The following is an 11,126-nucleotide window of genomic DNA, read 5'->3' on the forward strand; positions in this document are numbered from 1 at the left end:
TTTCCCTGCCGGACGGTCACCCGGTGTGGAGTCCCTTGTAGCCGGGCCCGAGGCCGCGGCGCCGGCCGGTGCGAGGTCCGGCGGAGGGACGGCTGCCGAGCGCGGCGACGACGCTCCGCGCAGCGCCGGGCGTGAGTCCCGCGCTGACCTGTCCGGAGGCAAGGACGCGGGCGTAGGCGCTGGGTCCGTGGGCGGCAAGGGCTTCGGCCAGGGCGGCGGCCGCGGTCTCGGCCGGCCCTTCACCCCACCCTTCTTCGGCGTGCCGTGCCTGGTCCGGGATCCCGTTGCGTTGTACGAGGAGCGCGGCCAGGGCCTGCGCGTCGGCCGGGTCCAGGGTCACGGTGACCAGCGCCGCTCCGAGCTGGTGGACGCGGTGCCGGGTGATGCCGTGCACCGTCAGCGCCTGGCGCAGCGCCGTGCTCGTCCCGACGGCACCCTGGCCGTCGTCCTGCGGGCCGTCGCCGGTCCGGACGTGCTCGACGCGCTCCAGGACGGCGGCCGCGGCGACGGGTACGACGGACAGGATCTCCGCGCACTCCGGGTCGAGCTGTGCGAGGGCGCCGGCCAGCACCTCCAGGGCGGCGGCCGCGTCCTCCACCGCGCCCACGCTCCAGCTCTCCGGGCCGGCGACATCGGCGAGCGCGCACGCCGCGACGACGGTCTGCTCGGCCAACGGCTCCACCCCGCTCGCCTGCTGGTCGGGCGTCAGCTTCATGTTCCCCTCAACGTGAGACGGCCGCGCCCACGCGCGCGTCGAGATCACATCATGACGGTCTTCGCCGACGGCCTTCACTGCCACCCTCCCGTCCCGGCGCCGGCACTCGAGTGCGTGGCTGTGGTGCCCCGGTGCGCACGCGGTGCAGGGAATGCACCGCACCGCGTGCACCCGGATGTGCACCGGCGATGCGCGGCACTCCCTCCCGGTGCGCATCGAGTGCCCGGCATCGAGTGCGCTGCATCGTCCGTACCGGCAGGCGGACACGGAGAGTGAGTCGGTGCGGGTGCATTGGGCGGCAGGCTGACCCCTTGACCAACCCCTTGTCCGCGCCGCACGGCACCCCTTGACCAGGTCCCGCAGCGCGGACGTTTCTCCTTGACAGCGCCCGCTAGAGACCTTGTATGTCCCGGTATGCGCTCGCGATGCGCGCCGTGGTGCGGTGCACCCGGTTCCCGGCAGACGATGCGCCGCATCGTCACGATGCGTGATCCGGTGCGGCCGGGGATGCGCCGCATCGTGTGCACCGCGATGCGCGCCGGCCGTGGTGCGCACCGGGTGCGCACCCGCACCGCACCGGCCGGTGCGCACCGCGCGCCGCACTACACGACGGTGTTGCGCACCGGGTGCGCACCGGCCGGTGCGGGGTGCGCATCGAGGGCCTGGCCCGTGGCGACGGCCATCAGTTGAGTGCACCCGGTGCCGTGGTGCGCACCGGCGATGCCCGGCATCCACTCCAGCGAGTGGAGCCCACCGGAAGGGAGTGCCCGACATCATGCGGGGAGTGCGCGGCATCGCCGGTGACGGTGTCGCGCATCCACTTCGTGCGCACCCGCCGCGTTTCCCCTTGACCGCAGTCTGTGTCAAGGGGAAACGCGGCGCCCTCAACTGGCCCGACCCATCGAGCGCACCGCACCGCCCACCGAGTGGGATGCGCGTTGGCGGACGGTGGTGCGGCTACTGGTGCGCGCCGGGCGTGGAGTGCACCGCGCGGGCTCGCTCCAGGCGCTCATCGCGCATCGCCTCCAGGGTGCGGGTGACGTCCTTCGGCTCGTCGGCAAAGATCTGGGCTGTGAAGTGCACGATGCAGTGCGCGATGGTCGATGCCGCGCTGGCGCGGCATTTGTGGGCCCAGGCACGGATGGCCATGAGGAAGATGACGCCGAGCTCGTCCAGGACGAAGGAGTCGGCGTTGATGTCGTAGATGTCGTCGGACAGGGCAGTCATCGGGAAGACGATCTCTTCTGCGATGGCGACCAGCACACCGGTGTGGGGGAGGATCTCGGCCGCGAGCCGGTCCACGGTGTCGTCGTCACCGGCGTCGACCGCCAGGATGTAGTCGAACGCGATCTGTACCTGCGCCGGGGTCAGCTGCGCGCGGTTCGTCGGCATGTTCTCGGGCACGGGAGTCTCCTGTCGTACGGCCACCGCGTGGGTCACGGCGACGTCCCCAGCAGGGTCAAGCCGCGGGCCTGTGGACAGAGACCAGAGATTTCTCCCCCGCTCGGACATGGACGAACTGGGTGTGCAAGGGGCGAATCGGGCCCCCTTGGCCAGGTGTCGTCTCGGACGGCCGACCCTGTAGCGGACCCCTTGTCCGGGTACACCCCGCATGCTGGCTGCCGGCGTTCCTCCTTGACACGGCTGGCTGGCGGCGGCGAATAGACCGCGGTCAAGGGGTACGTGTGCACGCTGCTCCTTCGGATCACCGCCCCGACCGGGGCAGCGAAGGAGACGAGACGATGACGACGCCCCGTTCTCACCCCAGGCAGCAGCGATCGGTCGCGCTGCCGGGCGCCGGAGCAGGCGGAAGGCCCGGTCCGGCGTGGGCAAGCCGGAACGGGCTCCTTGAGGGGGCACTTGGGGGACTCCTTCGGACCCCACTTGGGTGCCCGGCACCCGCTGTGACAGCAAACTCCCTGGTCAGGCCCGGATTCAACGTGATCTGCGCACTGTCACAACCCTCTTCTCTCCTCCTGATGTCCGTACGGGAGGAGATCATCGGGTTCCGGGAGGGCCGGACGCCCTCCCGGACCGGCCGAGGCCGGCGCCCGGCCAGCGGCCAGTGCTCGGTCGGTGGCCGGTCCGTACGAAGGGGGCAGAGCTGATGGCGGGGAAGAGGAAGACCAACCCGGCGGGGTCGTCGAACGATCTGCGCGGCGATGTGCTGCGGGTGCTGGGCGTGCTGAAGGTCGCCACGGCCGACCAGGTCCAGCGGGTCGCGCGACCGCACCTGAGCTACCGGCACTCCGACAAGGCGACGCCCTCGGAGCAGAAGACCGCCCGTACTGCCGCGCACGCCGGTGCGCTCGCTGATCTGCGCAAGCACGGCCTGGCGGAGAACGGCGGCCGCACCAGACAGGGCGAGGTGCTGCGCAACCTGACCCTCAAGGGCCTCGAAGCGGCCTCCCACGAACTGCGGCGGCCGCTGTCGGAGATGGGCTCCACCGCCCGCGGCGCGGGCAGCAGCGGCGCCTCCCACCCCATGGCCGTCAACGAGACCGTCATCGCGATGCTGCGCCCGAAGCCGGATGTGGCCCTGCTCGCCGACGAGCCGGCGGAAGCGGTCGCGGCCGCCCGGGCCGTCGTCGACGGGCCCGGCGGGATCGGCACCCTGGCCTCGTACGCGACCGAGGTCCCGCTGCCCGCCACCGGAACGTGGAACGCGCCGGGCAAGGGCGGCGCCCAGGCCGACATCGTCCTCACCGCCCCGCAGGACGGGGTGCCGCTGCTGTTCATCGAAGTCGACAACTGCCACGAGACCGCCGAGGAGATAGCCGCCAAGCTGGAGAAGTACGCCCGCTTCTACCGGCGCAGGATGAAGGACGCCGACGGCAAGGAATGCCCGATGTGGCGCACCCGCTGGACGGCTCCCGAGGGCCGGTACGGCGACATGCCGCACCCGCCCGTGCTGCTGGTGTTCAACCACATCGGCGCCCGCGACCCGAATCGCACCGTCCCGCGCCTGGCTGACCTCACCCGCCACCTGTGGGCGGGTGAGCGCGAGGACGGCTACCACCTCTACGACGGGAAGATCCCGATCGTCGCGACCGGGCTGCGGAACCTGCGCGAGCACGGACCGGCCGGTCCGGTGTTCTGGCGTTTCGGCCGCCCCGGGAACCAGACGCTCCTGGAGGCGATCGGCAATCCCCGCCGCGATGCGGCCGACGCCCGCGCCCGGGAAGAGGCCAGGGCTCGGCAGGACGAGTACCAGGCACAGGTGCGGCGGGCGGCCCAGGAGCAGGCGGCGAAGAAGGCCGCCGAGCGTGAGGCCCGCCGTCCCGTCTGCGCCGACTGCGGAGCGAAGTTCACCGACGAACGTTGGGAGGCGGCACAGGCAACGAACCGGGGGACCCCGAAGGACACCCACCCGCACCTGTGCGACCACTGCATGCACAGGGCCAACACCGCCAAGGTCCCGGCGCCAGGCAATCAGGGGCACCTGGAGCCGGTACGTGACGGGGCATGGCAGCAGCACTTCCAGCGGCACGGCCGTCGTCCCGTCTGTACCAACTGCGGTGCCGAGTTCACCGATGAACGGTGGAGGGCGGTCGAGCGCGTCGGCTGGGGTGGTGCCCAAGAACCCCGGCCGTCTCTGTGCGAGGACTGCGACCGGCAGGCCGTCACGGAAGTACAGCAAGCCTGGCCGGGCGCGCATCGGCAACAAGAGCACGGCCAGGCCGTGCCCGAGCAGAAGGGCGGCGGCTGGCTCGCGCGCTTCCGCTCCTGACCCGGGGCAAGCCCCCTGCGGACACGGCCGGGCAAGCCCGGGGCGGGGCATTGGGCAAGCCTGACGCTGCCGGTGGCCGGGCAGGGCGGATTCGCTAGGTGATGGGCAGCGGCGCGGGCCCGGCACCGGCCGACTCGGCGAACAACTGCAGATGGGTGGCCAGCCGCACCGGCGTGTGGGGACCGGCGCCGGCGGTGGCCTTCGGGCCGAGGGACGGGGCCAGCAGCATCACGGCCGTGCCCATGTCCCGGCATGCCGTCCCGAGCGTCGTCGCGAGGTCTGTCCTCGGCGGCGAGCCGTCGGTGGTCACTCCCATGGCGTCCGCCGCGCCCGCCAGAGCCTCGTACCCGTCGCGGATGCGCGCCGACCGGTCCTGCGGCGGGCCGATGCGCAGCTGGGCGAGCGCGTAGACGACCAGGACGTGGTCGCGGGCCAGGCCGATCAGCTCGCCCGCCTCGTCGAGTTTCTCCTGCGCCACAGCCTGATCCTCGTCCGGCTCCCCGGCGCGGGCCGAGTGCTCGCTCACGTCGGTCAGCGCGGTGTGGGCCCGGTGCAGCAGCGAGCCGGCCCGGGCGAGGGCGTGAAGGTCCATGCCCGTTCAACGGTCCGGGACGGCGCCTGGACACCCTGACGGCCACGGGCCTGCCACCGTCGGCGTTCACCGGATGCTGCCCGGGGCGTCCGTAGGCGGATGCTGGCCGATCGGCCCTACCTCTGGCTGGGACGCGGGGGAGCGGCAGGCTGGGAGTGAGGGCGGATTTCTGCTGGTCACCGCAGCGCTGCCTGGAGGCCGTGGCGGGGAGGTGCCTGGTGCGGATCAGGGACATACGGGTGGGCGGTACGTACATCGTCAACGTGCCGCAGCGGATCCCGCCCGCGGTGCGGGACCGGGTACCACGTGACCGGGAGGAGTTCGCCGCGGACATGCGGCTGCATCTGCACCGGGGCAGGCGGTTCGAGATCACGGTCACCGACGTGCACGTCGACGCGCGCATGGTGGACGGGTTCGAGTCGGTGACCACCAGCAAGGTCGCCCTCCCGCTGACCGTCGAGCAGGTTGAGGCCCTCGGGCTGCCGGAGTCGGAGGAGGCGTACCGGATCGAGGGCCTGGTCCTGGACGGCGAGGGCGCGCCGGTCAAGCTGCCCACCACCCTGGCCTATACCGGGTTGCCCACGCGCTGGCTGGACCCGCTGGGCACGCCGACCGTGCTCAGCGACCTGTCGGTCGCGTACTACCGCTACCGGGTCCGCCAGCAGGCCACCGGCATGGAAGCCACGCTCATCGCCCAGGAGGCGGCGGAGGCGCTGGAGAAGCAGCGGGAGGTGGCCGGCCGCGCCTTGGACGACTACGACGCCGAGGAGCACCTGCGGATCACGGAAGTGCAGTGCGCGGAGTGGCGGCGCATTGAGCTGGTGATGCAGGTGACGGGAGCGGACCGCTACCGCCCGGAAGACGATCCCGACCTGAGCGCGGACGACCTCAAGAATCCCATCGCCGAAGGGGATTGACCGGGCCCGACGCCCGCCACCGGCCTCGTCGATCACGGGGTTGTGCCGACAGACGGCTGGACCGGTGCCTGGATGGTTGCTTCCAGCAGGGGACCGAAGGTGTGACCGGAGGTGGGAGCCCCCCAAATCGGACACCGAATGTCCCCGCAGCTCAGACGCGGTGGGCAAGCCCACCCAAGAAGACGACACCTCTTCTCCACGCAACAGCCGTGGGGAAGAGGTGCTGTCATCTGCTGGGCCGTGCCGACGGTCAGGCCGGGGTGGGCTGCTTCGCCAGCGCGGCGAGCGGGGAGCGCCGGCCCTTCTCGACCGTGCGCAGCTGCTTCCAGTCGACCTCGGGGTGCGCGGCGGGCAGTGCGTCGACGGCGGCCGTGCGGTAGAGCGGGACGTCGACGGCTCCGGCGCGGGAAGTGCCGAAGCGGACCTCGATCGTCTCGGTGTGCCGGATCCAGTCGAGCCGGACCATCCAGTCGAAGTCGACGCGCCTCACCCCGAGCCTGACGGCGGCCTGGTCGGGGCCGAGCGGGGTGTTGGCAGCGACGAATCCGGCCAGGTCCTTGCGGGCGCAGACCTCGGCAACCTGCCCGGGGTGGTGGAGCGTCCCCTCCGGGTTTCCGCTGAGGTCGGTGAGCAGTCCGCGGGCGACGAGCCGGCGGACCACGAACGACGTGACGTTCGCCTTCTCGCCCGGCACGTTCGGCGTGCCGAGCGCCTCGGCGATCCGGTCCGCCGCCACACCGCCCGGCATCGGCTCCTGGGGGAGCGCGGCCCGGATCGCCCCCGCATCCATCGCCTCCACGGCGGCCCGCGACCACCGGTAGGAGTCGGCGTCCGGGACCGGCACCAGGCCGGTGTGCCGAGCCCACCGGAAAGCCGTGATGGGCACCCGGAGACGTCCGGCGGCCTGGCCCTCGTCGTACTCGGTACGTCGTGCCATGGGATCTTCCCTTCTCGTGGGTCGGCCCGGAGTGGGCGAACACGACCGTGACAGAACATCTGAAATTCTGTCAAGCAGCTTTAAAAATGGGCAAGTTGGATCTATTCGGTTAGATCCGCACCCGCGTACGCGAGGGAAAATCACCCGTCCGGGCATCGCCTCGCTCTGCTGCCGACGACTGCAACGCGGACGCCCGGCACCACAACACAGGCACTGCAACACGCCTGTGCGTTGCACCCACGACCTGCACAAACACCAGTCCACGTCCGTCCCGGGGCCCGTGTTGCACCCTCGTCCGGCGTCGGCGGGCAAGACGAAGGCCCCGGGCTGACGCCCGGGGCCTCGGTGCCGGTTCGGATCAGTGGCCGATCACGCCCACTCCACGCCCAGCTTCCGCAACGCGTCCAGCTGCTCCGCGGTGAGCTTGTCGCGCCTCGACCTGGTGTTCGAGACCCACACGCCCAGCTTCACGATCACCGGCTCCGCCTCACCGTCGACCGCGATCTCTTCGCCGTGTCCCCTTGGCACGGGCCGGTGGGCGCCTTCCCTCTCGACCCACTGGGCGAGGGCCGCCAAGCCCCGTTGGAACGCCTGCTGCGCCTTGCCCGGGCCCTTCACCGCACGCGTGGTCGCCGGGGCGGGAGACGGCGCCTCGAGTGGCTTGATGCCCAGCGTGGACAGCCGCTCCTGTTGCTCGGGAAGGAGCCGCGCCCAGGCGGCCGGCTGCTTCTGCTGCTCCAGCCACTTGCCGAGATCGTCGCCGTCCATCAGCACGCCGGGCTGGATCTCGGGCAGGCTGCCGTCGGCGTCGACCAGGTCCGCGAGGACGCGGCAGTGCCGCTGCCAGTCCAGCGGCCACGGGCAGTCCCAGTCCGGGTCGATCGCCGTCAGCTGTGCGGCGCGTACCTGCGCCCGCTCCGGGTCCTTGCCCAGGCCGTTCTTGGCGCCCTTGCGGCGGAGGTTGGCCATGTGCTGCCCGATGGGCACCATCGCTTCGCCCTCGCCCCAGACCGCGTCCTGCCGGGGCGCGAGGTGCCCGGTGGCCCGCCGGTACGACCGGAGCGCGGCGAGCTTGGCCTCCCACGCTTCCTCGCCCGGCTCCCAGACCATCCCGGCCTCGGGGGCGTCCAGGAGGACCTTGCGCCGGTCCTCCAGCTCACCCGCCCGCAGGGCCTTGCGCTGCTGGTGCACCCACCGCCCGAGGGGGAAGTCCTTCGTGACGCCGACCTCGACCTCCACGTCATAGGGCACGGCGTAGACGCCGGTGATCTCGTTCTCCGCCCGCCAGCGCAGCAGCGCCTGGTAGCCCTCCAGCCACACCAGCGACTCCGGCCGGTACACACGGGTGCGCAGGAATGCCGCGATGGTCGCCGCGTCCCTCGGGGAGGAAAAGTGCAGGAGCGCTGCTTCGGCGGCGGCCTGCGTGTCGTCCTGCTCCTGGTCCTCGACGTCGCCCTCGCCGCCGGCCCCGATGATCCGCCCGTCCTCGTCGCGCCGGATGTGGACCTTGCGCTTCCCGCTGGTGAGTGCGCGGGAGGCGAGCTGCTCGACCAGGTGCTCGTCGTGCGAGCGCAGGCCCTGGAGCACGGCTACAAGGGGGCGGAACGAGGCAGAGGCGACCATGTCGGTGGGGTCCTCGCCAGGCTCCAGGAACACCGGCACGATGATCCTGGCCACCTTGGTGCTGCCGTCCTTGTTGAGCCGCAGCGCCCGGCCGATGTTCTGGACGATCTCCACCTGGGAGCCGCGGGTGTCGGCGAAGCAAACCGCCTCCACGCCCCGCTCGCCGGTGATGTCCACGCCCTCCCCGAGCACTCGCACGGAGGCGAGGAAGGCGCGGTGCACCCGGCGGCCGGCCGCGTCGATGCCGTTTGCGAACTGGCGCAGCGCCTCGCGCCGCTCGGAGACGAGGTGGTCGCCGCACAGCCATGCCGACCACACCCGGTCGGGCGGGACGTGGCGGCCGGCTTCGAGCTCGTAGAACTCCGCGTCGATCGACGACGTCGACAACCGGTCCGCGGCGGCCAGATCGTCATCGGAGGCGTCGTTCAGGTACAGCTCGGCTGCGGTCTCCGGCAGCTTCTCCGCGAACGCCGCGGCTTCCTCCACCTTCTGGTGGAACGTCATCACGGTGCGCAGGTTGTACGCCGCCGCGTGCTCCAGGAGTGCGGTCTGCAGGAGCGCCAGGCGCCGGCCCCGCTGCGCCTCCTCCGACTCCCCGAGGACGGGCGAGGGGTCGCGGATTTCCAGGACGTCGATCTCGAATCCGGCGAGGATCTCGCGCTCGATCGCCTCGCTCAGACCGAGCTCCGCGAGCCACGCGCCGTATGTGCCGTCCGGGTCGTCGGCCATGCTCGCGATCTCCAGCTCCTGGCCGTCCGCGCCCTTCTGGGGCCGGGCGGCGGCCAGGATTCTCGGGGTCGCGGTGAGATACAGCCGGAAGTCGGCGGGGATTCGCTGGTTGTCGTGGATCGCTGCCCACGGCCGCCCGAGATCGCCGGCGGTGCCGTGGGCCTCGTCCACGATCGCGAGGTCGAAGCCCGCCATCTGCTGCCCGTACAGGCGCTCCCCGCCCGCCAGCGCGGCCTCCAGCGGCCCGCGCACCTTCCGCTGACCCAGAGGAGCTTCGACGTCTTCGCGGTCCACGAGGGAGGCGTACGTGGCGAACAGGATGACCGGTCCGGACCCGGCCCACAGGGCGAGTTGGATCGGGTTGGTGGTGGTGCGCACGCCCAGTTCGTTCAGGACCGCGTCGTTCTCCAGCGAGCACACGGCGACCATCGGGGTCCGGTGGCCTACCAGGCGCCATGCCTGGGCGGTCTGTACGAGCAGGTCCAGGGTCGGGACGGTGACGAGGATCCTGCTGTCCGGGAAGCAGTCCAGCGCGCACGCGGCGGCCGTGATCGTCTTGCCCGACCCGGTCGCGGACACGATCGTTCCACGCGCCCCCTGCGGGGGCACAGACGACCTTGCAGGGAATCCCACCCATTTACGGAAAGCCGACCTCTGGTCGACCTGGTGTTCCTTGAGCTGAATCGCTGACATTTCCTTGCCTCCCCGATGCCTAATTTACCGTGGTTTTCAGACGGCCTCGTGCGGATAGCAGGCCGCACCAGCGTCACTCCAGATCGATGCGCCCGCGAGATGCCAGCCGCCGGGCTTTCCGTCCGTGAAGGACGGCTTGTCGTCCGGGTCGTAGTGCCCGGCCTCGCGGGTGCAGAGGACAACGTCCCCGCTGGACATCTCCACTGTCCGCGCCGTGCACAGACCGCCGGCCTCACCCAGGACCTCCAGAACCCAGCGCCGCTGCGTGGTGTTCGGGTGCGTGCACGGCAGCACGGCCTCGCGGACGAACGCCTCCAGCCGCACCAGGTCAGCCCGTTCACGCCGCCGCACGTCCGCGATATGTACGGCCAGCTCAGCAGCCCCGGCTGACCGCCCGCCACGCCGCATCCAGTCCCGGTCCGCGATGCCCACCAGGGCCTCGCTCACGGCCGTCACACCCGCGTACCAGCCCTCTCCGAACTCTTCGCCCCTGGCGCCCGTGTACACATCGCGCTCTACGACCTCGCACTGTGCCCCGGCAACTGCTCCGGCCTCCAGCGCGGCCACCAGGTCGTCCGCCTCGCTCGCGGGCACGCCCTGTGCCTCCAGGAGCGCGAACAGCTTCAACCGGGCGTTCACGCCCGCCGTCTGGTACTGCGTCACCCGGCGCAGAGAATCGCTGCTCAGCGCGGGATCTGGTCCGGTAGATTCGTGGTGACCGGTCATCTGCGGCCGTTCCTCTCTGGGGTTTGGAAGATCTCCGAGATGGTTGGGGGGTGTCTGGTGTTTTCGCCAACGGTACATGCTGCATCATCCTGATGCACCCGCTACACTGGAACCCGACACGAACGAGCGACCCCCGCCCTTTCTAGCCAGCCCGGCCCGCGTCAGCGGGCTCCGATGGTTCTGGAGGCGCAGCCGGAAGGACCGTCAGGCGGGGAAGCGCAGCGGACCCGCCCGGGAGTGCGAAGCACTCCCCAACTCCCGCATTGGAGGCCCCACTAGCCGCACCGTCAGAACTCCGGCCGCCACGGCCGCGCACCGCGCGGCCTGCCGGGCGCGCAGCGGCCGGCCCCACTGCCTCCTGGAGCGCAGCGGAGGGAGGCGCCCTCGCACCGCGAGGGCCAGCGGGAGCGCAGCGACCGCCCCGCTTGCACATCGCGCAGCGATGTGGTACCCGCTCCGGGGGG

9 protein-coding genes are annotated in these 11,126 nt (G+C 71.5%); 2 read left to right on the plus strand and 7 right to left on the minus strand.

Features of this window, described 5'->3' with window-relative positions; all coding sequences use genetic code 11:
* Window positions 1–16: 16 nt before the first annotated feature.
* The 3 genes from ACFY1P_RS33280 to ACFY1P_RS33290 form a co-directional block, all read right to left on the minus strand.
* Window positions 17–715, minus strand: coding sequence for a hypothetical protein (locus tag ACFY1P_RS33280; RefSeq protein ID WP_390752763.1), 699 nt, complete (start codon window positions 713–715; stop codon window positions 17–19).
* A gap of 602 nt (window positions 716–1,317) precedes the next feature.
* A complete protein-coding gene (locus tag ACFY1P_RS33285) occupies window positions 1,318–1,446 on the minus strand; it encodes a hypothetical protein (RefSeq protein ID WP_390752764.1) in 129 nt (42 codons plus the stop codon).
* Window positions 1,447–1,672: 226 nt separating this feature from the next.
* The gene (locus ACFY1P_RS33290; RefSeq protein ID WP_390752765.1) at window positions 1,673–2,119 is read right to left on the minus strand and encodes a hypothetical protein; all 447 of its coding nucleotides are present in this window, start codon (window positions 2,117–2,119) and stop codon (window positions 1,673–1,675) included.
* 703 nt (window positions 2,120–2,822) lie between these two features.
* On the opposite strand from ACFY1P_RS33290, the gene ACFY1P_RS33295 reads away from it, so the two are divergent.
* A complete protein-coding gene (locus tag ACFY1P_RS33295; protein WP_390752766.1) occupies window positions 2,823–4,445 on the plus strand; it encodes a replication-relaxation family protein in 1,623 nt (540 codons plus the stop codon).
* 94 nt (window positions 4,446–4,539) lie between these two features.
* Here the strand turns inward: ACFY1P_RS33295 and ACFY1P_RS33300 are convergent, their stop codons facing one another.
* Entirely contained in the window at window positions 4,540–5,037 is a 498-nt protein-coding gene (locus ACFY1P_RS33300; protein WP_390752767.1) for a hypothetical protein, read from the minus strand.
* A 218-nt stretch (window positions 5,038–5,255) separates the two neighbouring features.
* Between ACFY1P_RS33300 and ACFY1P_RS33305 the strand changes: the two genes are divergently transcribed.
* The gene (locus ACFY1P_RS33305; protein ID WP_390752768.1) at window positions 5,256–5,954 is read left to right on the plus strand and encodes a hypothetical protein; all 699 of its coding nucleotides are present in this window, start codon (window positions 5,256–5,258) and stop codon (window positions 5,952–5,954) included.
* Window positions 5,955–6,204: 250 nt separating this feature from the next.
* Here ACFY1P_RS33305 and ACFY1P_RS33310 read toward each other — a convergent pair whose 3' ends face one another.
* The 3 genes from ACFY1P_RS33310 to ACFY1P_RS33320 all read right to left on the minus strand — a co-directional run bounded on the left by ACFY1P_RS33310 (window position 6,205) and on the right by ACFY1P_RS33320 (window position 10,599).
* Entirely contained in the window at window positions 6,205–6,891 is a 687-nt protein-coding gene (locus ACFY1P_RS33310) for a hypothetical protein (RefSeq protein WP_390752769.1), read from the minus strand.
* Between the two features lie 369 nt (window positions 6,892–7,260).
* Window positions 7,261–9,936 carry a Helicase associated domain protein gene (locus tag ACFY1P_RS33315; protein ID WP_390752770.1) on the minus strand — a complete coding sequence of 892 codons (2,676 nt, stop codon included), beginning with the start codon at window positions 9,934–9,936 and terminating at the stop codon, window positions 7,261–7,263.
* A gap of 36 nt (window positions 9,937–9,972) precedes the next feature.
* Window positions 9,973–10,599 (minus strand): hypothetical protein, encoded by a 627-nt coding sequence (locus tag ACFY1P_RS33320; protein ID WP_390752771.1) that lies wholly within the window; start codon window positions 10,597–10,599, stop codon window positions 9,973–9,975.
* Window positions 10,600–11,126: the final 527 nt, after the last annotated feature.

It is taken from the genome of Streptomyces sp. NPDC001407, assembly GCF_042895325.1.
Taxonomy (GTDB): domain Bacteria; phylum Actinomycetota; class Actinomycetes; order Streptomycetales; family Streptomycetaceae; genus Streptomyces.